Source organism: Serratia sp. GW822-FHT06E05 (assembly GCF_058799445.1).
Window position 1 is genome coordinate 280,262 of the sequence record NZ_JBXALM010000003.1, and the last position, 24,987, is coordinate 305,248.

Below are 24,987 nucleotides of genomic sequence, written 5' to 3' on the forward strand. Positions count from 1 at the left end.
CGTCTAAATCATACCGTAAAACACCGAGGAGATAAGGAAGCAAACGTCGAAGTGTGGGAAAGATTGCAAATCAAAACAGCGATCAAGGGCGATATTGCTGCTTATCATCCAATCGGCTGCCCTGCCCGCCATGGCGTTGTAAATAGCCGCCGACCGCCTGCATGCCGTTCCAGCGGTTTTCGCACCATAACGGTGCCAACAGCGTCGGCCGACGCGCGCTGGCGGAAATACGGTGATATACCACCTCCTTCGGCGTGTGGCGGATCATCTCTCCGGCGCTGGCGGCGTATGCCTCAAGCGACAGTTCAGGCAACCGACCCGCCTGCCAGGCCCGCGCCAGCGTGCTGCCGGTCACGATGTGCAGCGGATGCAGCTTGATGCCATCCACGCCGCTGTCCACCACCCGTTGTAACGTGGTCAGATGTTCGGCGGCGCTTTCCCCCGGCAGTCCAACAATCAGATGGCTACATACCTTCAGCCCGCGTTCGCGCGCCAGCCGGGCGGTGTGCTGATAACAGGAGAAATTGTGGCCGCGGTTAATGCGCTTTAGCGTTTTATCGTGCGCCGTCTGCAACCCGAGTTCCAGCCACACTTCGTAGCCTTTTTCGCGGTAACTCGCCAGCAGATCCAGGGCGGCTGGTGGCACGCAGTCCGGCCGGGTTCCAACACAAAGACCGACCATATCCGCCTGTCCCAGCGCCTGGCGGTACATCTCCGCCAGCAGATTCACTTCTGCATAAGTACTGGTATAGGCCTGGAAATAGGCCAGGTAGCGTTTTGCGCGATTCACCCTGCCGGCCTGTAGCGCCAACTGTTCGGCGATGCTTTGATGCTGCATCTGTTCATCGGCAAAAGAAGCGACATTGCAGAAGGTACAGCCACCACGCCCCAACGTGCCGTCGCGATTCGGGCAACTGAACCCGCCGTGCAGGGTGAGTTTATGGATCTTTTCGCCGTATCGCCGCTGAAGGTCGGCACCAAACATATTGACTAATTGCGGCAACTGCATAATCTTGGGGGTCTCTGTGCTCAAAGCCCGTGATGCTAATAAAAAACGGCTTTTCCCGCGATGACAGAGATCAACGCTTTCTCCGCAAGGCTTCACCAAGCATAACTATTCATTATAAATGCAAATAAAATCATCTTGGCCGAGATGAATTTTTCTTATTTCCACGCAACCGTTAACGCCAGTATGACAAAGCGATGAAAAATAGTTGTAAAAAACAAAAAAGAATAAGTTATTAGAATAAAACTCTGACATTCCCACCCGCACTAGCATGGTGCAGAGATTCAGGCGTTGCACTATAGTGAGACAGCTCACATTTCTTCGGGGGATGACACTCCTCCATGCAAGCTTAAAAAACGCCAAAAAACAATTAATATCAAATAATTAAATACAGTTATTTCATTAAAAAACCCCCTTAGGCCTATATTTGACCTGCGTATTCTTTCTCGCTAAGTTGGAAGTCCGCTGGAAGCTTTCTGGACGGGCAAACGTCTCGTCATATTTATGCAGTAATTTAAGACTCCCTCTTAAAACAAGTCATTTACCACTTGTGAGCACCATCACGAGAGGCCATTGACGGAGGGCGGAAAAGCAGATCGGCGATATTCAGCTTGCTGATTGGACTTCTGCCTGACGTTGAGAAGCCCGCTCGTGAGTCGGTTGTGAGAGTCACGCAGAGCCTGGGGAGGTTCACTGATATGTTGTACGATAAATCCCAAGAGCGGGACAACTGTGGTTTCGGCCTGATCGCCCACATAGAAGGCGAACCTAGCCATAAGGTCGTGCGTACCGCGATTCACGCACTGGCCCGCATGCAGCACCGTGGCGCAATCCTTGCTGACGGCAAGACTGGCGACGGTTGCGGCCTGTTATTACAAAAGCCCGACCGCTTTTTCCGCATGGTCGCGGAAGAGCGCAGCTGGCGCTTAGCCAAGAACTACGCCGTTGGCATGATGTTCCTCAGCCAGAACGAAGAGGAAGCCCGTGCCAGCCGCCGCATTGTAGAAGAAGAGCTGCAGAACGAAACGCTGTCGGTTGTTGGCTGGCGTGAAGTGCCGACCAACCCGGACGTTTTGGGTGAAATTGCCCTCTCCTCCCTGCCGCGTATTGAACAGATTTTCGTTAACGCCCCGGCCGGTTGGCGCCCACGCGATATGGAACGCCGCCTGTTTATCGCGCGCCGCCGTATCGAGAAGCGCGTCCAGGACGACAGCTTCTATGTATGCAGCTTCTCGAATCTGGTGACGATCTATAAAGGCCTGTGCATGCCTGCGGATCTGCCCCGTTTCTATCTTGATTTGGCGGACCTGCGTCTGGAATCGGCCATCTGCCTGTTCCACCAGCGTTTTTCCACCAACACCGTGCCACGCTGGCCGCTGGCGCAGCCGTTCCGCTACCTGGCGCACAACGGCGAAATCAACACCATCACCGGCAACCGCCAATGGGCGCGCGCACGTACTTATAAATTCCAGACGCCGCTGATCCCGGATCTGCAAACGGCAGCGCCTTTCGTTAACGAAACCGGTTCCGACTCCAGCTCGCTGGATAACATGCTGGAGCTGTTGCTGGCAGGTGGTATGGACCTGATCCGCGCCATGCGCCTGCTGGTTCCGCCAGCCTGGCAGAACAACCCGGATATGGATACCGATCTGCGCGCCTTCTTCGACTTCAACTCGATGCACATGGAGCCGTGGGACGGCCCTGCCGGTATCGTGATGTCCGACGGCCGCTACGCCGCCTGTAACCTGGACCGTAACGGTCTGCGTCCGGCACGCTACGTCATCACCAAAGATAAGCTGATTACCTGTGCCTCTGAAGTCGGCATCTGGGATTACCAGCCGGATGAAGTGGTAGAGAAAGGCCGCGTGGGCCCTGGCGAGCTGATGGTGATCGATACCCGCAGCGGCAAGATCCTGCACTCTGCCGAAACCGACGACGATCTGAAAAGCCGCCACCCGTATAAAGAGTGGATGGAAAAGAACGTCAAGCGGCTGGTGCCGTTCGAAGACCTGCCGGCCGATCAGGTCGGCAGTCGTGAGCTTGACGACTCGCAGCTCGAGACTTACCAGAAACAGTTCGGCTACAGCAGCGAAGAACTGGATCAGGTGATCCGCGTACTGGGCGAGATTGGCCAGGAAGCTACCGGCTCAATGGGTGACGATACCCCGTTTGCCGTGCTGTCCAGCCGCCCACGCATCATCTATGACTATTTCCGTCAGCAGTTCGCTCAGGTGACCAACCCGCCTATCGATCCGCTGCGCGAAGCGCACGTCATGTCGCTGGCCACCAGCATCGGCCGCGAAATGAACGTGTTTTGCGAGGCCGAAGGCCAGGCGCACCGTTTAAGCTTTAAATCGCCGATCCTGCTGTACTCCGATTTCAAACAGCTCACTACGCTGGAAGGCGAATACTATCGGGCCGACACGCTCGATCTGACCTTTGATCCGGCGGAGCAGGATCTGGAGCAGACCATCCGTTCGCTGTGCGACGAAGCGGAACGTAAAGTCCGCGACGGCGCCGTGCTGCTGGTGCTGTCAGACCGCGCCATCACCCCCCAACGTCTGCCGGTGCCTGCACCAATGGCCGTTGGTGCGATCCAGACCCGTCTGGTCGAGAAAAGCCTGCGCTGCGATGCCAACATCATTGTTGAAACCGCCAGTGCCCGTGACCCGCACCATTTCGCCGTGCTGTTAGGCTTTGGCGCGACGGCGGTCTACCCCTACCTGGCTTACGAAACGCTGGCCAAATTGGTAGATACCCAGGCAATCGACAAGAAATACCGTGAAGTGATGCTGAACTACCGTAACGGCATCAATAAAGGCTTGTACAAGATCATGTCCAAAATGGGCATCTCTACTATCGCCTCTTACCGCTGTGCTAAACTGTTCGAAGCCGTCGGCCTGCACCGCGATCTGTCCGATTTGTGTTTCCAGGGCGTGGTCAGCCGCATCGGCGGCGCCAGCTTCAGCGACATCCAACAGGATCTGCAGAACCTGTCCAAGCGTGCGTGGTTGAAACGTAAACCGCTGGAACAGGGCGGCCTGCTGAAGTTCGTCCACGACGGCGAGTACCATGCGTACAACCCTGACGTGGTGAGCACGTTGCAAACGGCAGTGCACAGCGGCAAATACAGCGACTATCAGGCTTACGCCAAGCTGGTGAACGAGCGCCCGGTGGCCATGCTGCGCGACCTGTTGGCCATCACGCCGAAGGGCACGCCAATTCCGGTTGATCAGGTTGAACCTGCTGAATCGCTGTTCAAACGTTTCGATACCGCAGCGATGTCCATCGGTGCCCTGAGCCCGGAAGCGCACGAGTCGTTGGCAATCGCCATGAACAGCCTCGGCGGTTTCTCCAACTCCGGCGAAGGCGGTGAAGATCCGGCCCGTTACGGCACCAACAAAGTGTCGCGCATCAAGCAGGTGGCATCCGGCCGTTTCGGCGTGACACCGGCTTACCTGGTGAATGCCGATGTGATCCAAATTAAAGTGGCGCAAGGAGCCAAGCCGGGTGAAGGCGGCCAGTTGCCGGGGGATAAGGTTACCCCTTATATCGCCAAGCTGCGTTATTCGGTACCGGGCGTGACGCTGATTTCGCCACCACCGCACCACGACATCTACTCGATTGAAGATCTGGCACAGCTGATTTTCGACCTGAAACAGGTCAACCCGAAGGCCATGATCTCGGTGAAGCTGGTTTCCGAACCGGGCGTGGGCACCATCGCCACCGGCGTGGCGAAAGCCTATGCCGATCTGATCACCATCGCCGGCTACGACGGCGGCACCGGCGCCAGCCCGCTGTCTTCAGTGAAATACGCCGGCTGTCCGTGGGAATTGGGCCTGGTGGAAACCCAGCAAGCGTTGGTGGCCAACGGCCTGCGCCATAAAATTCGCCTGCAGGTGGATGGTGGCCTGAAAACCGGTGTGGATATCGTGAAAGCGGCAATTCTGGGTGCGGAAAGCTTCGGCTTCGGCACCGGTCCAATGGTGGCGCTGGGTTGTAAGTACTTGCGTATCTGTCACCTGAACAACTGCGCTACCGGCGTGGCAACTCAGGATGAAAAACTGCGCCGCGATCATTACCACGGCCTGCCGGAACGCGTGACCAACTACTTCCAGTTTATCGCGCGCGAAACCCGCGAGATCATGGCGCAATTAGGGGTTAGCCAACTGGTGGATCTGATTGGTCGTACCGATTTCCTGACCGAACTGGACGGTATCTCCGCCAAGCAGAACAAGCTGGATCTGTCGCCGTTGCTGAAAACAGCCACGCCGCATCCGGGCAAGGCGCTGTATTGCACCGAAAGCAGCAACCCGCCGTTCGACCAAGGGTTGATGAACAAGGATCTGCTGGCGCAGGCGGAACCGCATATTGAAGCGAAAAGCAGCAAAGCCTTCTACTTCGATATCCGCAACACCGACCGTTCAGTGGGCGCTACCCTGTCCGGAGCCATCGCTACCGTGCACGGTGACCAGGGCATGGCGGCCGATCCGATCAAGGCCTACTTCTCCGGTACCGCCGGCCAGAGCTTCGGCGTATGGAATGCGGGCGGGGTAGAACTGACCCTGACCGGCGACGCCAACGACTACGTTGGCAAAGGCATGGCAGGCGGCCGTATCGCCGTGCGTCCACCTATTGGCTCCGCGTTCCGCAGTCATGAAGCCAGCATTATCGGCAACACCTGCCTGTACGGCGCTACCGGCGGCAAGCTGTTCGCTGCGGGTCGTGCGGGTGAACGCTTCGCCGTACGTAACTCCGGTGCAATCACCGTGGTAGAAGGCATCGGCGACAACGGTTGTGAATACATGACCGGCGGCATCGTCTGCGTGCTGGGCAAAACCGGCATCAACTTTGGTGCGGGCATGACCGGCGGCTTCGCCTACGTGCTGGATGAAGACGGCGAGTTCCGTAAACGTGTGAACCCAGAACTGGTGGAAGTGTTGGATGTCGACCAACTGGCAATTCATGAAGAGCACCTGCGCGGATTGATTACCGAGCACGTGCAGGCGACCGGTTCTTCGCGTGCGGAAGAGATCCTGGCCAACTGGCCGGAATGGGCACCGAAGTTTGCTCTGGTCAAGCCGAAGTCCAGTGATGTCAAAGCATTGTTGGGTCACCGTAGTCGTTCCGCAGCCGAGCTGCGGGTTCAGGCGCAGTAAGAGGTCATGAAATGAGTCAGAATGTTTATCAATTTATCGACCTGCAGCGCGTTGATCCGCCAAAGAAACCGCTGAAGATCCGTAAAATTGAGTTTGTAGAGATTTACGAGCCGTTTTCGGAAACTCAGGCGAAAGCGCAGGCGGACCGCTGCCTGTCTTGCGGTAACCCTTATTGCGAATGGAAATGCCCGGTTCACAACTACATCCCGAACTGGCTGAAGCTGGCGAATGAAGGCCGCATCATGGAGGCGGCGGATCTGGCGCACCAGACCAACAGCCTGCCGGAAGTCTGCGGCCGCGTTTGCCCACAGGATCGCCTGTGTGAAGGCTCTTGTACTCTCAACGATGAGTTCGGTGCGGTGACCATCGGTAACATCGAGCGCTATATCAGCGACAAAGCGATCGAAATGGGCTGGAAGCCGGACATGTCCCATGTGCTGCCTACCGGCAAACGGGTGGCGGTGATCGGTGCCGGTCCTGCCGGTCTGGCCTGTGCCGATGTGCTGACCCGCAACGGCGTGAAAGCGGTAGTTTACGATCGTCATCCCGAGATCGGTGGCCTGCTGACCTTCGGTATTCCGGCCTTCAAGCTGGAAAAAGAAGTGATGGTGAAGCGTCGTGGCATCTTCAGCGAGATGGGCATTGAATTCCAACTCAACACTGAAGTGGGCAAAGACATCGCCATGGAAACGCTGCTGAGTGAGTTTGACGCGGTGTTCCTCGGCGTCGGTACTTATCAGTCGATGCGTGGTGGTCTGGAGAATGAAGACACGCCGGGCGTCTACGACGCATTGCCGTTCCTGATCGCCAACACCAAACAGCTGATGGGTTATCAAGCCGAGCAGCATGAACCGTATGTCAGCATGGAAGGCAAACGCGTGGTGGTACTGGGCGGCGGTGATACCGCGATGGACTGCGTACGCACCTCTATCCGTCAGGGCGCCACCGAGGTTATCTGCGCCTACCGTCGTGATGAAGCCAACATGCCAGGCTCCAAGCGCGAAGTGAAAAACGCGCGTGAGGAAGGGGTTGATTTCAAATTCAACCTGCAGCCGCTGAGCATCGAACTGAACAGCGCCGGCCGCGTCGCCGGTGTGAAAATGGTTCGTACCCAGTTGGGCGCGCCAGACGCCAATGGTCGTCAGGTTGCAGAACAGGTGCCAGGCTCCGAGCACGTTATCGATGCCGATGCCGTGGTCATGGCGTTTGGTTTCCGTCCGCACCAGATGGACTGGCTGGCTGCCCACGACGTCGAGCTCGACAAGCAAGGTCGTATCGTAGCACCGGAAAGCACCGATAACGCCTTCCAGACCAGCAACCCGAAAATCTTCGCCGGTGGCGATGCGGTACGCGGTTCTGACCTGGTGGTGACGGCGATTGCCGAAGGGCGTAAAGCCGCCGATGGCATCATGAGCTATCTGGAAGTGTAATTTTTCGCTGACTTCCCCCCAAGGGCCCGCAGCCAAAACTGCCGGGCCTTTGTTTTTTCACCGCAGCCCACACGCTTTGTAACACCCCCTTTTGCCCAACGCGCTATAGTATTGAGTTAGCATCACTCAGGGGCGCTGCTGCGTCTGATATCTTGATAAGGATAGCTAACCATGAAATTCTCCTTTGCCTTACTGACTGGCGCACTGCTGGTTGTCAGCTTCAATTCACTGGCCATGTCGCTCGACTCTCAGGAAGTGGGTTATAACATTGAGGCACGCGGTGCGGCGTCGGTGGTCGCACAACTGGCTAAAGCAGGCCAGCTTGCCGCGGTAGAAAAAAACATCAAACTGGGCGACGATAACTGGATCGCGCTGGCCCCTAAACTGGCCAATGGCGGTAACGCCTCATTTACCGCCGGCGTGAAGTCAGCCCTGTCTTCCGCGTTGGTCTATAACCCCGCGGCGGTGCTGCATGCCCTCGACAAAGGCAATAACTTACCGATCAACGATATCTGTACCGCGCCGCCGGAAGTGCAAGGTGATACCGCTATCACCACGTTCAAGCAGCGCGCCACCCATGCACTCACCACCGTCCGTATCGGCGATCTCAGTGCACCGCGTGACGCCTGTATCGCCTCATTGAAAAGCTAAGCCAAGCTGGATCGCAGGCAATAAAAAAGGTCGCCGAAGCGACCTTTGGTGTTCACTACCGCGAGGTTATTTCACCACGCGCAGTGCCGGGCGGCCACCACGTGGCGGCGGAGGCGGTTCATCGTCCGAATCGTTATCTTCACTCAGATCCGGCCGATCGCCATCAATCACCGACATCAGGCTTTCCGATGGGATCGTCTCATTGTCCAGGCCTTCAAACGCGCCTTCCGCTTCATAAGCGGCTTCCGGTTCGAACATGGTGCCTGCACCGTTCTCACGCGCATAGATCGCCAGCACGGCTGCCATTGGCACAGAAACCTGACGCGGCACACCGCCGAAACGTGCGTTGAAATGCACTTCGTCGTTGCCCAGTTCCAGATTGCCCACCGCACGCGGCGCAATGTTCAGAACAATCTGTCCATCGCGGGCGAATTCCATCGGCACTTGCACATCAGGACGCGTCACATCTACCACCAGATGCGGTGTTAGCTGATTGTCCAGCAACCAGTCATAGAACGCCCGTAGCAAATACGGACGGCGTGGTGTCATCTGAGACATATCCATAACGCTTAGCCCCGAGTCTGCAGGCGCATTTCGCGCTCGGCTTCGGTCAAGGAGGCCAGGAAGGCATCGCGTTCGAACACGCGGGTCATGTAGCCTTTCAGCTCTTTGGAGCCAGCACCGCTCAGCTCAATGCCTAACTGCGGCAAACGCCACAGCAGCGGCGCCAGGTAGCAATCCACCAGGCTGAACTCTTCGCTCATGAAATACGGCGTCTGACCAAAGATAGGGGCAATCGCCAGCAGCTCTTCGCGCAGTTGACGGCGAGCTGATTCAGCTTCCTGACCGTTGCTCTGCTCGATTTTGTACATCAGCGAATACCAGTTTTTCTCGATACGCAGCATCATCAGGCGGCTCTCGCCACGCGCGACCGGATAAACCGGCATCAACGGCGGGTGCGGGAAGCGCTCATCAAGGTATTCCATGATGATACGGGATTCATACAGGGTCAGTTCGCGATCGACCAGCGTAGGCACCGTCTGGTACGGGTTGAGGTCAATCAGATCCTGCGGCAGGTTATCCAACTCAACCTGCTCAATCTCGACGCTGACACCTTTCTCCGCCAGTACGATACGTACTTGATGGCTAAAAATGTCGGTCGGGCCAGAGAACAGCGTCATTACCGAACGTTTGTTGGCAGCGACAGCCATGAAAACCTCCAAGTTATCTAGAAAATACTGCGAATAGCCCACTGACAGGCTGCTATCCTGAATGATCTTGACCGCAGGCCAGCAACTCGCAGCTAAACCTTAGGTCTTAAAAACCGGCCTCGGAGGTAAACTGATAACTGCTGCATGGCGAACAGGCGCAAAAGTGGATGATAGTTTACCAGATTTTGCTTGTTTTGTGGGGGCTGTGCGGCGAATTCGTATTGAATTGTCTGATATACCAAAGATTTTAGTAGCAGCGACGTGATTTTCAGGCATAAAAAAACCCGGTGAAGCACCGGGTTTTTTGCGTAAATTCCACTGCCGAAGCAGTAAAAAATTAACGCTTGGAGAACTGCGGACGGCGACGTGCTTTACGCAGACCGACTTTCTTACGTTCAACCTGACGGGCGTCACGAGTGACGAAGCCAGCTTTACGCAATTCTGCACGCAGAGTCTCGTCGTACTCCATCAGTGCACGGGTGATACCGTGACGGATAGCACCAGCTTGACCAGAGATACCACCACCTTTAACGGTGATGTACAGGTCAAATTTACCAACCATGTCAGTCAGTTCCAGCGGTTGACGAACTACCATGCGGGCAGTTTCGCGACCGAAGTACTGTTCCAGGCTGCGCTGGTTAATTACGATGTTACCACTGCCCGGCTTGATGAAAACGCGAGCGGCGGAGCTTTTGCGGCGACCAGTGCCGTAGTATTGATTTTCAGCCATTGCCTATAATCCCGATTAGATGTCAAGAACTTGCGGTTGCTGTGCCGCATGAGTGTGCTCGTTGCCCGCGTAAACTTTCAGTTTACGGAACATTGCACGACCCAACGGACCCTTTGGCAGCATGCCTTTAACCGCGATTTCAATCACGCGCTCAGGACGGCGGGCAATCATCTCTTCAAAGGTCGCTTGCTTGATACCACCGATGTGGCCGGTGTGGTGGTAATACACCTTGTCTGTACGCTTGTTGCCGGTTACAGCAACTTTTTCTGCGTTCAGAACGATGATGTAGTCACCGGTATCAACGTGCGGGGTGTATTCCGCTTTATGCTTGCCGCGCAGACGACGAGCCAGTTCAGTAGCGAGACGGCCTAAAGTTTTACCATCTGCATCAACAACGTACCAGTCGCGTTGAACGCTCTCTGGTTTAGCTGTAAAAGTTTTCATTAGAAAGCTTACCCAATAATTAGTTACACGTTGGTGAACACCCAAACGCTCGAAAACAGTTGAGGCTCACACGACCATACAAGTCCAGCAAACCTACCCCTTCGAATAGCCATTGCCGGCACTATAAAGTTTTTGGGAAAAAAAACTTTGTTGTAACGTGGGGTCGCAAGATTATAGAGAAGTCGCTCACAAAGATCGAACGCTTTTTGAATGGAAACGCAATTAATCACCAGCAGCAGAAAATCGGGGACACCGGCGGTGGCGCCCCCGGGCAATCAAGGCAGATGCGGCAACTTGAGATACTCCTCGCTTTGCATCTCCTGCAGCCGCGACAGGCAGCGCTGGTACTCAAACTTCAGCCGCTCGCCCTGGTAAATCTCGAACATCGAGGCTTCGGCAGCGATCACCAACTTGACGTGACGCTCGTAAAATTCATCCACCAACGCCAGGAAGCGGCGTGCGGTATTTTCCTTCAACGGCCCCATCACGCGCACATTATACAGGATAACGCTGTGGTAGAGGCGCGATAAGGCGATGTAATCGAGCTGGCTGCGTGCTTCCTCGCACAAGGTATGAAAATCAACGGCCAGCACGCCGTCTACCGCGTGGATAACCTGCAGCGGCCGGTGATTGATCTGCAATACCGGTGCCGCCTCGCCTTTCTTGCCGGCCAGTTTCACGAACATCTGATCCATGGTCTGCCGGGTTTGTTCATCCAGCGGCGTCAGATACAGGTGCGCCTGAGTCAGGGTGCGCAGACGATAATCAATGCCGGCGTCAACGTTCATCACATCGCAATACTCGTTAATCAGGTCGATCGCCGGCAGGAAGCGCGCGCGCTGCAGACCGTTGCGATACAGATCGTCCGGCGGAATATTGGAGGTGGCGACCAGCGTGATGCCACGGGCAAACAGCGCTTGCAACAGCGTCGCCAGCAGCATGGCGTCGGTGATATCGGAAACAAAGAACTCGTCGAAACACAGCACGTCGGTTTGCGCCTTGAAACCATCAGCGATGATTTCCAGCGGATTTTCCTGCCCCTGCAATTCGGTCAGCTCTTCGTGCACCCGCAGCATGAAGCGGTGGAAATGCAGCCGTAGCTTGCGGTCACCCGGCAGGCTGTGGAAAAACATATCCATCAGCCAGGTTTTGCCACGCCCGACCCCGCCCCACATATATAAGCCCTGCACCGGCCGCTGTTTTGCCGTTTCGCTGCTTTTGCCCAGCAAACGGCTCAGCTTGCCGCGCAGACCGCCGGCAGGTGCACTGACGGCCGGTATTTGCTGCAAGGTCTGATAGATATGATCCAGTTGAGTGACGGCCTGGCGTTGAACCTCATCGGCCTGGTATTCCCCCGCAGCAAGCAGCCGCTGGTAGCGTGATAACGGTGATTGTGCCTGCATCTGTTCGATGTTCCCTAAGAACGCTTAGAAATTATTTAGCCCATTTTCGCGACATATTACGGCTGGTTAGCACTCATATCGCCACAAATGCCCACTCTGAGCGGCGCTGAAAACCCTGTAAAAATCAGGTCAAAGCTCATCAGGATTCCACTCGGACAAGGTTAACGGTTATAGTGGATATTATTAAGTGAAAAATCCCTGCGGAACAACGAAGTCAAAATAGGAGTCATCATGACCTGGGAGTATGCGCTGATTGGTTTGGTGGTCGGTATCGTCATTGGTGCGGTAGCGATGCGTTTTGGTAACCGTAAATTACGTCAACAACAAGTTTTGCAGAACGAGTTGGATAAGAGCAAAACCGAGCTGGAAGAGTATCGTCAGGAGTTGGTCGGTCATTTTGCCCGCAGCGCCGAGCTGCTGGACAACATGGCACGCGATTATCGCCAGCTGTATCAGCATATGGCGAAAAGCTCAAACAACCTGCTGCCGGATCTGCCGATGCAGGAAAATCCGTTCCGCTATCGCCTGACCGAAGCCGAAGCGGATAACGATCAGGCGCCGGTAGAAATGCCGCGCGACTACTCCGAAGGCGCATCAGGCCTGCTGCGTGGCGAACGCCCACGTCGCGACTAAACGCCGTTCTTCGCCCGTGGGCCAGTCCCACGGGTTTTTGATCCTCCTCATACTTCTTCCCCCACGCTGAGCTATCCTTAACGCAGACGTTTGAGTGAACTTTTCACGCAAATTCACGGTCTTACCCTTCACTATGGTATTGCTGCTGCTTTATCATCACTATTCCACCGGCAGGTATTGAGAGAGCTATTATCAATGAAGAAAAAGTCGTTAATTCTTAGTGCATTGGCAATGAGTATTGGCCTCACACTGACCTCCGTACCGGCTGCCACCGCCGCGATGCCCGTCGCCGTTCAAGGGCAACCGCTGCCAAGCCTGGCGCCGATGCTGGAGAAGGTCTTGCCCGCAGTGGTCAGCGTGCATGTTGAAGGAACCCAGGTACAGCGCCAGCAAGTTCCGGAGGAGTTCAGACGCTTCTTTGGCCCTGGTGGCCCTGGGCAACAGCAAAGCTCACGCCCGTTTGAAGGCTTGGGTTCCGGCGTCATCATCGACGCCGCCAAGGGCTATGTGCTGACCAACAACCACGTGATCAACAACGCCGATAAAATCAGCGTACAGTTGAACGATGGCCGTGAAGTGGATGCCAAGCTGGTAGGCCGTGACGAACAGTCCGATATCGCCCTGCTGCAGCTCAACGACGTGAAAAATCTGACCGCTATAAAAATGGCGGACTCCGATAAACTGCGGGTCGGTGATTTCGCCGTGGCCGTCGGCAACCCGTTTGGCCTTGGCCAGACCGCCACTTCCGGTATTATTTCCGCGTTGGGCCGTAGCGGCCTGAACCTGGAAGGGTTGGAAAACTTTATCCAGACCGATGCATCCATCAACCGCGGCAACTCCGGTGGCGCGCTGGTTAACCTTAACGGTGAGCTGATCGGCATCAACACCGCCATTTTGGCGCCAAGCGGCGGCAACGTGGGGATCGGTTTTGCCATTCCGAGCAACATGGCGCAGAACCTCAGCCAGCAGTTGATCGAGTTTGGCGAAGTGAAACGCGGGCTACTGGGCATTAAAGGCAGTGAAATGACCGCCGATATGGCCAAGGCCTTTAATACCGACGCGCAACGCGGCGCGTTCGTCAGCGAAGTGCTGCCGAAATCCGCCGCTGCCAAGGCGGGCATCAAGGCCGGCGATATCCTGATTTCGGTGGACGGCAAGCCTGTCAGCAGTTTCGCCGAGCTGCGCGCCAAGGTCGGTACGACCGCACCGGGCAAAACCATCAAGGTTGGCCTGCTGCGCGACGGTAAACCGCAGGAAGTTTCCGTTACGCTGGATAACAGCGAAAGCGCCTCAACCAATGCCGAAACGCTTTCCCCAGCTCTGCAGGGGGTTTCACTCAGCAACGGGGCAATCCCAAGCGGTGAAAAAGGCGTGAAGATCGATAAAGTGGACAAAGGCTCTGCGGCGGCACAAATCGGGCTGCAGAAAGACGATGTGATCATCGGCGTCAACCGCCAGCGTATTGAGAACATCACTGCACTGCGCAAAGTGCTGGAAGCCAAACCACCGGTCATGGCGCTGAATATCGTGCGCGGCGGCGAAACCATTTATCTGCTGTTGCGCTGATCGTATATTTGTTTAAAAACCGGGCGCGGTGACATACTGCGCTCGGTATTCTCATGTTATCCTCCCGGTATCTTTCACCTCACGTACTAAAACTCCATGTTTGCTAAGCTTTTGCGCTCTGTCGTTATTGGTCTAATCGTTGCTGGCCTACTGCTGGTTGCGTTGCCTGTGCTACGTTCTTCCAATGCCTTGTTCGCAGACAAACATGACAATACCCGTGATGAAACGCCCGTCAGTTACAATAAGGCGGTGCGTCGTGCCGCGCCTGCCGTAGTCAATATCTACAACCGCAACATGAACGGCACCGCCAACGTGCTGTCGCTGGGTTCTGGCGTGATCATGAATGAACGCGGCTATATCCTGACCAATCGACACGTGATCAAGGATGCGCAACAAATTACCGTGGTCGTCCAGGACGGCCGCCGCTATGAGGCGCTGTTGGTCGGCTCCGACAGCCTGACCGATCTGGCAGTGCTGAAAATAGATCAGGGCAACCTGCCGGTGATCCCAATTAATAACGCGCGCACCGCGCACGTAGGTGACGTCGTGCTGGCGATTGGCAACCCTTATAACCTCGGCCAGACCGTGACTCAGGGGATCCTCAGCGCCACCGGCCGTATCAGTATGAGCACCACCGGGCGTCAGACCTTCCTGCAGACCGATGCCTCGATTAACCGCGGCAACTCCGGCGGCGCGTTGGTCAACTCCCTGGGCGAATTAATCGGTATCAATACCCTGACCTACGACAAAATCACCGACGGTGAAACGCCGGAAGGCCTGGGTTTCGCCATTCCTATCGAGCTGGCCACCAAGATTATGGACAAACTGATCCGCGACGGCCGCGTCATTCGGGGTTATTTCGGCATTCAGGGCAAAGAGATTATTCCGTTGCGCTCGTCCAATTCCGGCATCGATCGCCTGCAGGGCATTATCGTGACTGAAATTACTCAGGGCGGGCCGGCAGGCAACGCCGGGTTCCATATTAACGACGTGATCATCAACGTGGACAACAAGCCTGCGGTATCGGTGCTGGAAACCATGGACCAGGTAGCAGAAATCCGACCGGGTACAGAAATTCCGGTGGTGGTCCTGCGCGAAGGCAAACGCATCACGCTGAAGATGACGGTGGGCGAATTCCCGGAAGATAACAATTAAAAAGACCCGGCAATGCCGAGCCCTCAATACTAATGCCGTTCACTTAAGGTGTTTTTTAGGCCAGTTCAATGTTCTTTTCGGTCGATAAACGGGCAAAGCTCCATGAGGTTCTGAAGCTCCGACCGAGCAAGGGTCCGTAGGCGCGGCCCCTTGCAACCCGCGCCTTTGCCCTATCAGACGGTTGGCTGCGCCAACGACTCTCACTTCATCACGCCGCATCACTGCCGGCTACGACAGGCGTCCCTGCCTGTCTCGCCTGAAACCGCCGTCCATGGCGGTTTCGCCTATGCGCCGCTCCTGCGTTCGACGTCTTCAAGGGCACCCAACAACGTGCTCATTTCACCATTTTCACCGTCTTTCATCACTCAACGTCAAACTCAGGGGATAAGTTGCCCGGTGGCTGCTGATGCGGGTGTTGACCTTGGCGCGCATCACCCTCTGCCGAGCAAGGCGGCGTTGTCAGGGGCAACCGGCCAGGGAAGGCCGGTTGAGGCGAGACTAACAGGGAGGTTTGTCGTAGCCGACCCGCCCGACAACGCGGGTGCAGCGAGGGTATCCGCGCAGCGGACAGAGGGTGTTAAGCGAGAGCGCGGGTGGAGGGGCCGCGCCTACGGCCCCTCCAATTGCCGTTCATTGCGGTGGCAGAGAAATGCGGGATATTGACGGCAATTCTGCCTGCACTGAGCCTTCAGGGACCGAATAAAAAATGCCCGTCAGACAAATTACTCGCCTTTCACACGCTCGATATTAGCACCCAGCGCGCGCAGCTTGTCTTCGATACGCTCATAACCACGGTCGATGTGATAGATACGATCGACGACGGTCACGCCATCGGCGATGCAACCGGCCAATACCAGGCTGGCTGAAGCACGCAGATCGGTCGCCATCACCTGAGCCCCTGACAGTTGCTCAACGCCGTGGCAAATCACGGTGTTGCTCTCGATCTCAGCGTGTGCACCCATGCGGATCAGCTCAGGCACATGCATGAAGCGGTTTTCAAAGATGGTTTCGGTGATCACACCGGTGCCTTCCGCAACCAGGTTCAGCAGGCTGAACTGAGCCTGCATATCGGTCGGGAACCCCGGGTGTGGCGCAGTACGCACGGTCACCGCTTTAGGGCGTTTGCCATGCATATCCAGACTGATCCAGTCTTCGCCCACTTCGATATCCGCACCGGCTTCGCGCAGCTTGGCCAACACGGCGTCCAGCGTATCAGGACGGGTATCTCGGCACATCACCTTGCCACCGGAAACGGCTGCAGCGATCAGGAAGGTACCGGTCTCGATGCGGTCCGGCAGAACGCGATAAACACCGCCGCCCAGACGTTCAACGCCCTCGATAGTAATGCGGTCACTGCCGGCACCGGTGATTTTTGCGCCGAGCGTGTTGAGGAAGTTAGCGGTATCGACAATTTCCGGTTCGCGGGCCGCATTCTCAATCACGGTGGTACCGGTCGCCAGGGTGGCAGCACTCATGATGGTCACGGTAGCGCCAACGCTGACCTTGTCCATAACGATGTGTGCGCCCTTCAGGCGGCCATCGACGGAAGCTTTAACATAGCCTTCTTCCAGTTTGATCTCTGCACCGAGCTGTTCCAGACCGGTAATATGCAGATCGACCGGACGCGCACCGATGGCGCAGCCGCCCGGCAGAGAAACCTGACCACGGCCGAAACGGGCAACCAACGGCCCCAACGCCCAGATAGAGGCGCGCATGGTTTTCACCAGATCGTAGGGCGCACAGAATTCGTTCACGCCGCTGGCGTCAACAAATACGGAACCGTTGCGTTCAATCTTGGTGCCTAATTGGCTGAGTAGCTTAATGGTGGTGTCGATGTCCTTCAGCTTCGGGACATTCTGCAACTCGACCGGCTCTTCCGCTAACAATGCGGCGAACAGGATCGGCAGGGCGGCGTTTTTAGCCCCGGAAATAGCCACTTCACCGCTGAGGCGGGTCCGGCCCTGCACACGAAATTTATCCATTTGACTACTCTCTGTTATCTAAACTGACGCTGCCCGCCCCGCTGGGCAAACAGCCTTAAAATCCGTTGAGTTTGCGATCTCGCTGCCACTCTTCAGGGGTGTACGCCTTAATCGACAAGGCGTGAATACGGTTGTCCGCAATGTATTCCATCAACGGCGCATAGACCGCCTGTTGTTTCTTAACGCGGCTCATGGCGGCAAACAGCTCACCGACCACGATCACCTGAAAATGGCTGCCGTCGCCGGTAACATGTGCTTCTTCCAGTGCCAATGCGCGCATCAGCACATCTTTAATCTCGCTATTTTCCATAGTATCCAGTTCTGTATCAAAAGGATCATAATCAGCCTGATATCTTAGTGGAATACGACGTTTTCTTAAACTAAAGAAAAAGCCCCTGTACAACAGGGGCTTTCTGGGGAGAAAACGTCTTCATCCAGTCGAAAATCGGGCTAACCAGCGGTATCGACAGGCATTATTGCTTGCAGATTGTACAGTGCGATCAGCGTTTTCAAGCGATCGCCGGCGCCAGAAATTTTTAATTCCACGCCATGTTGGCGTTGCTGTTCGCGCAGATGCACCAGCAGTGCCAACCCGGACGAGTCCACCCGCTGCAGTTGCACAACGTCGATAGCGGTTTTATCCGCCAGCAACGTTTCCCGCTGTTCCCACAGCGGCAACAGGGTTTCCCGATCCAACGCACCGCGCAGGATCAGGGTCTGTTGCTGCGATTCAAAGCTGAGTGCAGCTGACATCAGTTTTTCTGATCCAGAGTAATCGGCTGAGCCGCCGCCGCCTGCAGTTGCTTGGTCAGGCCGTCGATCCCCTGGGTACGCAGCGTAGAAGCCCACTCGTTCTGCTTGGTGGTGATCATGCTGACGCCTTCGGCGATCATGTCATAAGCCTGCCAGTGGCCGGTTTTGGTGTTTTTGCGCCACTGGAAGTCCAGACGCACCGGCGGACGACCGCCATTGTCGATGATGGTCACGCGGATCGCCACAATGCTGGCGTCGCCCAGCGGCTTCTCTGGCTCAATCTGATAAGTTTGGCCGTGGTACATCGCCAGCGCCTGGCCGTAAGCCTGTTCCAGGTAGGCTTGGAATGCGGTGAAGTAGGCTTCACGCTGCGCCGGCGTCGCTTCTTTGTAAAAACGGCCCAGCACCAGCGCACCGGCGTATTTGACCTGCACAAACGGCATCAGCTCCTGATGCACCACGGAACGCAGGTAGTTAGGGTCCTGCTTGATCTTCGGCTGTTCGGTTTTCAGACGGGTGAAGGTCTTCTCAGCCGCGTCTTGCATCAGGCTGTAAGGATTGGTCTGATCGACCGCATTCGCCAGCGGTGCGACCACCAGCAGGGCAACCATAAGTAAACGTTTAAACATGCAGGTTTCCTCTCTTAATGAATAGGGGCAGCGGCTTGTGGAGCTGCACCGGCAGCCGGCTGAGCAGCCGCGTCTCCCGTTTTGGCAGCATCATCCTGACCGCCGCTCTTATACAGGAACTGGCCGATCAGATCTTCCAGAACCATGGCTGATTTGGTGTCCTGAATCGTGCCGCCATCTTTCAAGATGGCCGTGCCCATATCCGGATCTTCAAAACCGACGTTCAGCGCCAGATATTGCTCCCCCAACAGGCCGGAGGTACGGATCGCCAGTGAGCTGGTGTCCGGGATCTGGTCGTATTTATCCTGGATATCCAGGGCTACGCGCGGCGTATAGGTTTTAGGATCGAGCGTAATATCAGCCACTCGGCCAATCATCACACCGCCGATTTTCACCGGAGAACGCGCTTTCAAACCACCGATGTTATCGAAGGTCGCGTAGATGCGGTATGTTGGCTCGTTACCGATCGACTTAATGTTCGCCACTTGCAGGCACAAAAACACGATGGCGCACAGCGCAATCAGCATAAATGCCCCAACCCAGATTTCACTCTTCTTCGTTTGCATCGAATCAATTCCCAAACATCAGTGCTGTCAGCACGAAATCCAATCCCAACACCGCCAGTGACGAATGTACCACGGTACGGGTCGTTGCCCGGCTTATCCCTTCAGAGGTGGGTACGGCATCATACCCGTTGAAGATGGCAATCCAGGTCACGGTGATGGCAAATACCACGCTCTTGATCAGGCAGTTGAGCAAGTCTTTTTTCCACTCAACGGCGCCCTGCATGGCCGACCAGAAGAAGCCACTGTCAATACCCTTCCAGTCTACGCCCACTACCGAGCCGCCCCAGATGCCGATAGCGACAAAAATCATCGTCAGCAATGGCATGCTGATCAAACCGGCCCAGAAGCGCGGCGCAACGATACGCCGCAGCGGATCGACGGCCATCATTTCCAGGCTGGAGATTTGTTCCGTTGCCTTCATCAGGCCAATTTCGGCCGTCAATGCCGAGCCGGCACGCCCGGCAAACAGCAACGCGGTGACCACCGGGCCCAGCTCACGCAGCAGCGATAACGCCACCATCATGCCCAGGCTGGCTTCTGCGCTGTAAGTGGTCAGTACCAGATAACCCTGCAGCCCCAGCACCATACCGATAAACAACCCGGAAACCACGATGATCAGCAGCGACTGCACGCCCACGCTGTGTAATTGCTTGAGCAACAGTGGCCACTGCCTGCGCGGCTCAGGCCGCCCGACCAGCGCGTTGAACAGCATCAACCCGGCACGCCCAAAGCTGGCGCTGGTGTTGATGCCACGGCGTCCTAACGACGCTAACGCCTGTAATAACATCAGCTTATTTACTCCCTAAACCTAACAGCTCGGCCTGATAATCACCGGCCGGATAACGGAAGGGTACCGGCCCATCGGCAATACCATCCAGGAACTGGCGCACGCGTGCATCAGGATTGTTCTGTAATTGTTGCGCCGTGCCTTCGGCTATCACCCGATGATCGGCCACAATGTAAGCGTAGTCGGCGATGCTCAGCACTTCCGGCACGTCGTGCGAAACCACGATACAGGTAATGCCCAGTGCGTGATTCAGCTCATCGATCAGCTTCACCAGCACGCCCATGGTGATGGGATCCTGGCCGACGAAAGGTTCGTCGAACATGATCATCTCCGGATCGAGCGCAATCGCTCGCGCCAGAGCGGCACGGCGCGCCATACCGCCGGACAATTCATTGGGCATCAGATCGGCTGCGCCACGCAGTCCAACCGCTTCCAGCTTCATCATCACCGTGCTGCGCAGAATGGGCTCCGGCAAACGGCTATGTTCGCGCAGCGGGTACGCCACGTTTTCGAACACCGTCAGATCGGTGAACAGCGCACCAGACTGAAACAGCATGCTCATTTTCTTGCGCGCTTCATACAGTTGATGGCGAGACAACGCGGGAATGTTATCGCCATCAAACCAGATTTCACCGCTGTCCGGTGCCAGCTGACCGCCAATCAAACGCAGCAGCGTCGTTTTGCCAATGCCGGACGGCCCCATGATCGCCGTGACCTTGCCACGGGGAACCGTCAGGTTGATATCTTCGAATATCAGTCGATCGCCGCGCGTGAACGTCATGTCGCGAACTTCGACCAGATTCTCTGCCTTCTGGTGCATGTTAATTGATCCTTCACGGGTCATTTTTGCCAAATCTACCCACGATGTTAAAGCAACGGGCGCAATGCGTCTCATCTTTACAAAAACTTACCGCCATTTCGCTACCAATGGTGCCATAGGTTTTACTTTTACGCGTCACCCGGTCAAAATTGGCGCCATAACGAAAAAAAACGAAAGTGTTCATATATTAGCCGGGAAAACCCGTTGCTGCGGCTTTAACCTGCGCAACGGAGGGCAAAGCAAGATAGCCGAATTACGGCTTTTAACCAACGAACCGGGATGATACCCAACAAAGGACCCTGCATGTTTCTCGCGATAGCTTTATTAATCGTTGGTTTATTTTTACTGGTATATGGGGCAGACCGCTTAGTTTACGGTGCTGCGGTAATTTCGCGTTCACTCGGTGTGCCACCGCTGATTATCGGTATGACCATCGTCGGCATAGGCACTTCACTGCCGGAGCTGTTCGTGTCGACCACTGCGGCACTGAACGGGCAAATCGATATGGCCGTGGGGAACGTATTAGGTTCCAACATCACGAATATTTTACTGATCCTCGGCGTTGCCGCGCTGATACACCCGCTGGCGGCGCGATCCGAAGTGTTGCGGCGCGAACTGCCGCTGATGTTGGCGGTCACAGTATTGTGCGGTTTCGTGCTGATGGACGGCACGCTGAGCCGTCTGGATGGCGTGCTGCTGTTGGCCGCCGCCGCGGTATTTATTCTGTTGATGTTGAAAATTGCCCGGTTGGCGCAGCGCGAAGGCAGCGACAGCCTGACCGTGGAGCAAATCGCCGAACTGCCGCAGGACAGCAGCAACACCGTGGCGATACTGTGGCTGGTGCTGGCGTTTATCATTCTGCCGCTGTCTTCCAAAATGGTGGTCGATAACGCCACGGTCATCGCGCACTATTTCGGTATGAGTGAGTTGGTGGTCGGCCTGACCGTCATCGCCATCGGCACCAGCTTGCCAGAGTTGGCTACATCCATCGCCGGGGCACTCAAGGGCGAAGATGATATGGCGATTGGCAATATCATCGGCTCCAACATTTTCAACACGGTGATAGTACTGGGCGTGCCCGCCCTGCTGTCCCCGGGTACCGTCGATGGCGCTGCCTTCCATCGCGATTACTGGGTGATGCTGGCGGTCAGCATTGTGCTCAGCGCCCTGTGCATCGGGCGGAAACATCGCATCGGCCATCTTGCCGGCGCTCTGTTATTATGTGGTTTTATTGCGTATCTTGCGGTGCTGTTTTTTAACCCTTTCGATTCATTTAGCTATACCCAATAGCCTTCGGGAGGCAGGACAGCGGCAAAAGAATGCATCCCTGCGAGCTTAGTCCGCTAAGTGACCAGACCAAACGAAAGCAGCCAACGCCCAGTATCCTGAAGGATGAAGGGTATAACCGACGGGAATGAGTATGTCGAACATTCAGTTGCAACCAGGCTTTGATTTTCAGCAGGCAGGCAAAGAAGTGCTGCAGATTGAGCGTGACGGGCTGGCCCAACTCGATCAATACATTAATGCAGACTTTACCCGTGCCTGCGAGTTGATTGCCGAGTGCAGTGGCAAAGTGGTGGTGATGGGTATGGGTAAATCCGGGCACATCGGCTGCAAAATTGCCGCCACCTTCGCCAGTACCGGAACGCCTTCGTTCTTTGTTCATCCTGCAGAGGCCAGCCATGGCGACCTCGGCATGGTGACAACTCAGGATATCGTGCTCGCCATTTCCAACTCAGGTGAGTCCAACGAAATACAGGCGCTGATCCCGGTGCTGAAGCGTCAGCAAATCCCGCTGATCTGCATGACCAACAACCCGGAAAGTTCGATGGGCAAAGCGGCGGATATTCATCTGTGCATCAAGGTGCCACAGGAGGCCTGCCCACTCGGCCTGGCGCCGACCACCAGCACCACCGCTACGCTGGTGATGGGGGATGCGTTGGCCGTCGCACTGTTAAAGGCGCGCGGTTTCACACCGGAAGATTTTGCTTTATCGCACCCCGGGGGCGCACTGGGTCGCCGCCTGTTGCTGCGCGTCTGCGACATCATGCACAGCGGCGATGAAATTCCTCACGTCAGCGCCGATGCATCGCTGCGCGATGCGCTGCTGGAGATCACCCGAAAGAACCTTGGTATGACGGTTATCTGCGATGATTTGATGAAAATCGCCGGTATCTTCACCGACGGTGACCTGCGCCGGATTTTCGATATGGGCATCAATCTCAACGAAGCGCGGATCGTCGATGTCATGACGCTCGGCGGTGTACGAGTTCGCCCGAACCTGCTGGCGGTGGACGCGCTGAATCTGATGCAGCAACGTCATATCACCGCGCTGCTGGTTGCCGATGGCGACCAATTGCTGGGTGTGGTACATATGCATGACATGCTGCGCGCCGGCGTCGTTTAACTATGGAAGAGAACTCAATGAGTCTGGTTGAAACCTGCTACGGGCCTGTAGAGCAAGACGTCATGGCGCGTGCCGGCAAAATCCGCCTGCTGATTTGTGATGTTGATGGCGTACTGTCAGACGGCCTGATTTTCATGGGCAACAATGGCGAAGAATTAAAAGCGTTCAACGTGCGTGACGGCTACGGCATCCGTTGCCTGAAAACTTCGGATATCGAAGTAGCTATCATCACTGGTCGCTCCGCCAAACTGTTGGAAGACCGGGCTAAAACACTCGGTATCACCCACCTTTATCAGGGGCAATCCGATAAGCTTTTGGCCTTCCGCGAACTGTTGGATACACTGTCGCTGACGGCAGATCAGGTCGCCTATATCGGCGATGATCTGATCGACTGGCCGGTGATGGCGCAGGTTGGCCTGGCGGTCGCGGTGGCAGATGCGCACCCGCTTCTGTTGCCACGAGCCCACTATGTTACCCGCATTGCCGGCGGCCGCGGTGCGGTACGCGAGCTGTGCGACATTATTCTTTTGGCTCAAAACAAGCTGGAAGACGCCAAAGGGCTATCGATATGAGTAAAACCAAACTTTGGATCACCCTGTTGCTGGCGGTGATCGCCTTGGCGCTGATTGGCTGGAACATGACGGATTTCAGTGATGATACTACGCCGGGGCCGGTGAACAGCCAGGACCCGACTTATCAGAGCCAGCACACGGTCACCATAGTGTACAATCCGACCGGCAAGCTGAGTTACAAGCTGGTGGCCGAAGACGTAAAATACTACACCGCCGATGAATTAAGCTGGTTCACCCAGCCGGTGATGACGCTGTTTGATGAAAACGCGGTGGCCACCTGGTCAGTTCGCGCCGACCGCGCCAAACTGACTAAAGACCGGATGCTGTATCTTTACGGCCACGTCGAGGTGAACAGCCTGACCACCACGTCGCAGCTGGAAAAAATTAAAACAGACAATGCTCAGGTGAACCTGGTGACCCAGGATGTGTCTTCGGATGACGAAGTGACACTTTACGGGACGAACTTCACCTCTAACGGCATGAAAATGCGTGGGAACCTGCGGGCCAAAACCGCTGAGCTGATTGATAAGGTTAAGACCAACTATGAAATTCAAAACCAACAAACCAAGCCGTAATCTGTTAATCGGCAGCTTGATTTTGGCCGCCAGCGCCCCCGCATGGGCGCTGAAGTCCGACTCCAATCAGCCGGTGAGCATCGACTCGCTGAAACAGTCTCTGGACATGCAGAGCAACGTCAGCACCTTTACCGATAACGTGGTGATCAAGCAAGGCACCATCGATATCAAAGCGGACAAAGTCGTGGTCACCCGCCCGGGCGGCGATCAGAACAAAACCTATATTGAAGCTTTCGGCAACCCGGTAACCTTCTATCAGATGCAAGACAGCGGCAAGCCGGTGAAAGGCCACGCTCAGAAGGTGCGTTACGATGTGGCGTCTCAGTTGGTGACCCTGACCGGGAACGCCTACCTGGAACAGCTCGACAGCAACGTCAAGGGCGATCGCATCACCTACCTGGTGCAACAGCAGCAAATGCAGGCGTTTAGCGATAAAGGCAAGCGCGTGACTACGGTTCTGGTACCGTCGCAGTTGCAAGACAAAAACGGGCAAAACAAGAGTAACTAA

Annotated in this window: 25 protein-coding genes; 12 read left to right on the plus strand and 13 right to left on the minus strand. The window is 55.9% G+C overall.

Annotated elements, in window-relative coordinates; all coding sequences use genetic code 11:
* Positions 1 to 82 precede the first annotated feature (82 nt).
* On the minus strand, positions 83 to 1,009 hold the full coding sequence (mnmL, locus tag AC1RKC_RS11255; protein WP_046372557.1) for a tRNA modification radical SAM protein MnmL/YtqA: 927 nt from the start codon (positions 1,007 to 1,009) through the stop codon (positions 83 to 85).
* A 695-nt stretch (positions 1,010 to 1,704) separates the two neighbouring features.
* On the opposite strand from mnmL, the gene gltB reads away from it, so the two are divergent.
* The 3 genes from gltB to AC1RKC_RS11270 all read left to right on the plus strand — a co-directional run bounded on the left by gltB (position 1,705) and on the right by AC1RKC_RS11270 (position 8,246).
* Complete coding sequence (gene gltB, locus AC1RKC_RS11260) at positions 1,705 to 6,165, plus strand: glutamate synthase large subunit (RefSeq protein WP_116691670.1); 4,461 nt, start codon at positions 1,705 to 1,707, stop codon at positions 6,163 to 6,165.
* Between the two features lie 11 nt (positions 6,166 to 6,176).
* Positions 6,177 to 7,595 carry a glutamate synthase small subunit gene (locus tag AC1RKC_RS11265; RefSeq protein WP_493092473.1) on the plus strand — a complete coding sequence of 473 codons (1,419 nt, stop codon included), beginning with the start codon at positions 6,177 to 6,179 and terminating at the stop codon, positions 7,593 to 7,595.
* Between the two features lie 171 nt (positions 7,596 to 7,766).
* A complete protein-coding gene (locus tag AC1RKC_RS11270; RefSeq protein ID WP_020831834.1) occupies positions 7,767 to 8,246 on the plus strand; it encodes a hypothetical protein in 480 nt (159 codons plus the stop codon).
* Between the two features lie 66 nt (positions 8,247 to 8,312).
* On the opposite strand, the gene sspB is transcribed toward AC1RKC_RS11270, so the two are convergent.
* The 5 genes from sspB to zapE all read right to left on the minus strand — a co-directional run bounded on the left by sspB (position 8,313) and on the right by zapE (position 12,034).
* Positions 8,313 to 8,810 carry a ClpXP protease specificity-enhancing factor gene (gene sspB / locus AC1RKC_RS11275; RefSeq protein ID WP_046372555.1) on the minus strand — a complete coding sequence of 166 codons (498 nt, stop codon included), beginning with the start codon at positions 8,808 to 8,810 and terminating at the stop codon, positions 8,313 to 8,315.
* Between the two features lie 5 nt (positions 8,811 to 8,815).
* Positions 8,816 to 9,457 carry a stringent starvation protein SspA gene (gene sspA / locus AC1RKC_RS11280; RefSeq protein ID WP_012147043.1) on the minus strand — a complete coding sequence of 214 codons (642 nt, stop codon included), beginning with the start codon at positions 9,455 to 9,457 and terminating at the stop codon, positions 8,816 to 8,818.
* Positions 9,458 to 9,794: 337 nt separating this feature from the next.
* Complete coding sequence (gene rpsI / locus AC1RKC_RS11285; RefSeq protein WP_020831838.1) at positions 9,795 to 10,187, minus strand: 30S ribosomal protein S9; 393 nt, start codon at positions 10,185 to 10,187, stop codon at positions 9,795 to 9,797.
* A 15-nt stretch (positions 10,188 to 10,202) separates the two neighbouring features.
* On the minus strand, positions 10,203 to 10,631 hold the full coding sequence (gene rplM, locus AC1RKC_RS11290) for a 50S ribosomal protein L13 (protein ID WP_020831840.1): 429 nt from the start codon (positions 10,629 to 10,631) through the stop codon (positions 10,203 to 10,205).
* 275 nt (positions 10,632 to 10,906) lie between these two features.
* Complete coding sequence (gene zapE / locus AC1RKC_RS11295; protein ID WP_493092474.1) at positions 10,907 to 12,034, minus strand: cell division protein ZapE; 1,128 nt, start codon at positions 12,032 to 12,034, stop codon at positions 10,907 to 10,909.
* Positions 12,035 to 12,265: 231 nt separating this feature from the next.
* Between zapE and zapG the strand changes: the two genes are divergently transcribed.
* The 3 genes from zapG (at position 12,266) to degS (ending at position 15,388) form a co-directional block, all read left to right on the plus strand.
* The gene (zapG, locus tag AC1RKC_RS11300; RefSeq protein ID WP_020831844.1) at positions 12,266 to 12,667 is read left to right on the plus strand and encodes a Z-ring associated protein ZapG; all 402 of its coding nucleotides are present in this window, start codon (positions 12,266 to 12,268) and stop codon (positions 12,665 to 12,667) included.
* Positions 12,668 to 12,862: 195 nt separating this feature from the next.
* Positions 12,863 to 14,233: a serine endoprotease DegQ gene (gene degQ / locus AC1RKC_RS11305; protein WP_493092475.1), complete on the plus strand. Its 1,371-nt coding sequence runs from the start codon at positions 12,863 to 12,865 to the stop codon at positions 14,231 to 14,233.
* A 96-nt stretch (positions 14,234 to 14,329) separates the two neighbouring features.
* Positions 14,330 to 15,388 carry an outer membrane-stress sensor serine endopeptidase DegS gene (gene degS / locus AC1RKC_RS11310; RefSeq protein ID WP_020831847.1) on the plus strand — a complete coding sequence of 353 codons (1,059 nt, stop codon included), beginning with the start codon at positions 14,330 to 14,332 and terminating at the stop codon, positions 15,386 to 15,388.
* Between the two features lie 722 nt (positions 15,389 to 16,110).
* Here the strand turns inward: degS and murA are convergent.
* The 7 genes from murA to mlaF all read right to left on the minus strand — a co-directional run bounded on the left by murA (position 16,111) and on the right by mlaF (position 20,925).
* Positions 16,111 to 17,370, minus strand: a complete 1,260-nt coding sequence (gene murA / locus AC1RKC_RS11315; protein ID WP_020831849.1) for a UDP-N-acetylglucosamine 1-carboxyvinyltransferase — start codon at positions 17,368 to 17,370, stop codon at positions 16,111 to 16,113.
* A 55-nt stretch (positions 17,371 to 17,425) separates the two neighbouring features.
* A complete protein-coding gene (gene ibaG / locus AC1RKC_RS11320) occupies positions 17,426 to 17,680 on the minus strand; it encodes a BolA family iron metabolism protein IbaG (protein WP_020831850.1) in 255 nt (84 codons plus the stop codon).
* A 140-nt stretch (positions 17,681 to 17,820) separates the two neighbouring features.
* Positions 17,821 to 18,123 (minus strand): lipid asymmetry maintenance protein MlaB, encoded by a 303-nt coding sequence (gene mlaB, locus AC1RKC_RS11325; protein WP_493092476.1) that lies wholly within the window; start codon positions 18,121 to 18,123, stop codon positions 17,821 to 17,823.
* Positions 18,123 to 18,752 carry a phospholipid-binding protein MlaC gene (gene mlaC, locus AC1RKC_RS11330; protein ID WP_044553666.1) on the minus strand — a complete coding sequence of 210 codons (630 nt, stop codon included), beginning with the start codon at positions 18,750 to 18,752 and terminating at the stop codon, positions 18,123 to 18,125. Before mlaC ends, mlaB begins: the two co-directional genes overlap by 1 nt.
* A gap of 14 nt (positions 18,753 to 18,766) precedes the next feature.
* Positions 18,767 to 19,318, minus strand: a complete 552-nt coding sequence (gene mlaD / locus AC1RKC_RS11335) for an outer membrane lipid asymmetry maintenance protein MlaD (protein ID WP_041415008.1) — start codon at positions 19,316 to 19,318, stop codon at positions 18,767 to 18,769.
* A 4-nt stretch (positions 19,319 to 19,322) separates the two neighbouring features.
* Entirely contained in the window at positions 19,323 to 20,105 is a 783-nt protein-coding gene (gene mlaE / locus AC1RKC_RS11340; protein WP_020831857.1) for a lipid asymmetry maintenance ABC transporter permease subunit MlaE, read from the minus strand.
* A 4-nt stretch (positions 20,106 to 20,109) separates the two neighbouring features.
* Positions 20,110 to 20,925 (minus strand): phospholipid ABC transporter ATP-binding protein MlaF, encoded by an 816-nt coding sequence (gene mlaF / locus AC1RKC_RS11345; protein ID WP_020831858.1) that lies wholly within the window; start codon positions 20,923 to 20,925, stop codon positions 20,110 to 20,112.
* On the opposite strand from mlaF, the gene AC1RKC_RS11350 reads away from it, so the two are divergent.
* The 6 genes from AC1RKC_RS11350 (at position 20,924) to lptA (ending at position 24,987) form a co-directional block, all read left to right on the plus strand.
* The gene (locus tag AC1RKC_RS11350; RefSeq protein WP_153263146.1) at positions 20,924 to 21,208 is read left to right on the plus strand and encodes a hypothetical protein; all 285 of its coding nucleotides are present in this window, start codon (positions 20,924 to 20,926) and stop codon (positions 21,206 to 21,208) included. The genes mlaF and AC1RKC_RS11350 overlap by 2 nt on opposite strands.
* Positions 21,209 to 21,228: 20 nt before the next feature.
* Positions 21,229 to 22,215: a calcium/sodium antiporter gene (locus AC1RKC_RS11355; RefSeq protein ID WP_020831860.1), complete on the plus strand. Its 987-nt coding sequence runs from the start codon at positions 21,229 to 21,231 to the stop codon at positions 22,213 to 22,215.
* A gap of 130 nt (positions 22,216 to 22,345) precedes the next feature.
* The gene (gene kdsD, locus AC1RKC_RS11360; protein ID WP_020831861.1) at positions 22,346 to 23,332 is read left to right on the plus strand and encodes an arabinose-5-phosphate isomerase KdsD; all 987 of its coding nucleotides are present in this window, start codon (positions 22,346 to 22,348) and stop codon (positions 23,330 to 23,332) included.
* 17 nt (positions 23,333 to 23,349) lie between these two features.
* Positions 23,350 to 23,904: a 3-deoxy-manno-octulosonate-8-phosphatase KdsC gene (gene kdsC, locus AC1RKC_RS11365; protein ID WP_020831862.1), complete on the plus strand. Its 555-nt coding sequence runs from the start codon at positions 23,350 to 23,352 to the stop codon at positions 23,902 to 23,904.
* Positions 23,901 to 24,479 carry an LPS export ABC transporter periplasmic protein LptC gene (gene lptC / locus AC1RKC_RS11370; RefSeq protein ID WP_020831863.1) on the plus strand — a complete coding sequence of 193 codons (579 nt, stop codon included), beginning with the start codon at positions 23,901 to 23,903 and terminating at the stop codon, positions 24,477 to 24,479. The genes kdsC and lptC overlap by 4 nt, the downstream gene beginning before the upstream one ends.
* Entirely contained in the window at positions 24,448 to 24,987 is a 540-nt protein-coding gene (gene lptA / locus AC1RKC_RS11375) for a lipopolysaccharide ABC transporter substrate-binding protein LptA (protein WP_020831865.1), read from the plus strand. Before lptC ends, lptA begins: the two co-directional genes overlap by 32 nt.

What these genes read in the sequence shown, in the direction of transcription:
- degQ (WP_493092475.1), top strand. Translation starts at nt 12,863, where the DNA reads ATGAAGAAAAAGTCGTTAATTCTTAGTGCATTGGCAATGAGTATTGGC.
- AC1RKC_RS11350 (WP_153263146.1), top strand. Translation starts at nt 20,924, where the DNA reads ATGTTAATTGATCCTTCACGGGTCATTTTTGCCAAATCTACCCACGAT.
- sspA (WP_012147043.1), bottom strand. Translation starts at nt 9,457, where the DNA reads ATGGCTGTCGCTGCCAACAAACGTTCGGTAATGACGCTGTTCTCTGGC.
- gltB (WP_116691670.1), top strand. Translation starts at nt 1,705, where the DNA reads ATGTTGTACGATAAATCCCAAGAGCGGGACAACTGTGGTTTCGGCCTG.
- degS (WP_020831847.1), top strand. Translation starts at nt 14,330, where the DNA reads ATGTTTGCTAAGCTTTTGCGCTCTGTCGTTATTGGTCTAATCGTTGCT.
- AC1RKC_RS11355 (WP_020831860.1), top strand. Translation starts at nt 21,229, where the DNA reads ATGTTTCTCGCGATAGCTTTATTAATCGTTGGTTTATTTTTACTGGTA.
- mnmL (WP_046372557.1), bottom strand. Translation starts at nt 1,009, where the DNA reads ATGCAGTTGCCGCAATTAGTCAATATGTTTGGTGCCGACCTTCAGCGG.
- mlaB (WP_493092476.1), bottom strand. Translation starts at nt 18,123, where the DNA reads ATGTCAGCTGCACTCAGCTTTGAATCGCAGCAACAGACCCTGATCCTG.
- lptA (WP_020831865.1), top strand. Translation starts at nt 24,448, where the DNA reads ATGAAATTCAAAACCAACAAACCAAGCCGTAATCTGTTAATCGGCAGC.
- murA (WP_020831849.1), bottom strand. Translation starts at nt 17,370, where the DNA reads ATGGATAAATTTCGTGTGCAGGGCCGGACCCGCCTCAGCGGTGAAGTG.
- zapE (WP_493092474.1), bottom strand. Translation starts at nt 12,034, where the DNA reads ATGCAGGCACAATCACCGTTATCACGCTACCAGCGGCTGCTTGCTGCG.
- kdsC (WP_020831862.1), top strand. Translation starts at nt 23,350, where the DNA reads ATGAGTCTGGTTGAAACCTGCTACGGGCCTGTAGAGCAAGACGTCATG.
- lptC (WP_020831863.1), top strand. Translation starts at nt 23,901, where the DNA reads ATGAGTAAAACCAAACTTTGGATCACCCTGTTGCTGGCGGTGATCGCC.
- rpsI (WP_020831838.1), bottom strand. Translation starts at nt 10,187, where the DNA reads ATGGCTGAAAATCAATACTACGGCACTGGTCGCCGCAAAAGCTCCGCC.
- ibaG (WP_020831850.1), bottom strand. Translation starts at nt 17,680, where the DNA reads ATGGAAAATAGCGAGATTAAAGATGTGCTGATGCGCGCATTGGCACTG.
- kdsD (WP_020831861.1), top strand. Translation starts at nt 22,346, where the DNA reads ATGTCGAACATTCAGTTGCAACCAGGCTTTGATTTTCAGCAGGCAGGC.
- mlaF (WP_020831858.1), bottom strand. Translation starts at nt 20,925, where the DNA reads ATGCACCAGAAGGCAGAGAATCTGGTCGAAGTTCGCGACATGACGTTC.
- AC1RKC_RS11265 (WP_493092473.1), top strand. Translation starts at nt 6,177, where the DNA reads ATGAGTCAGAATGTTTATCAATTTATCGACCTGCAGCGCGTTGATCCG.
- mlaC (WP_044553666.1), bottom strand. Translation starts at nt 18,752, where the DNA reads ATGTTTAAACGTTTACTTATGGTTGCCCTGCTGGTGGTCGCACCGCTG.
- rplM (WP_020831840.1), bottom strand. Translation starts at nt 10,631, where the DNA reads ATGAAAACTTTTACAGCTAAACCAGAGAGCGTTCAACGCGACTGGTAC.
- mlaD (WP_041415008.1), bottom strand. Translation starts at nt 19,318, where the DNA reads ATGCAAACGAAGAAGAGTGAAATCTGGGTTGGGGCATTTATGCTGATT.
- mlaE (WP_020831857.1), bottom strand. Translation starts at nt 20,105, where the DNA reads ATGTTATTACAGGCGTTAGCGTCGTTAGGACGCCGTGGCATCAACACC.
- sspB (WP_046372555.1), bottom strand. Translation starts at nt 8,810, where the DNA reads ATGGATATGTCTCAGATGACACCACGCCGTCCGTATTTGCTACGGGCG.
- zapG (WP_020831844.1), top strand. Translation starts at nt 12,266, where the DNA reads ATGACCTGGGAGTATGCGCTGATTGGTTTGGTGGTCGGTATCGTCATT.
- AC1RKC_RS11270 (WP_020831834.1), top strand. Translation starts at nt 7,767, where the DNA reads ATGAAATTCTCCTTTGCCTTACTGACTGGCGCACTGCTGGTTGTCAGC.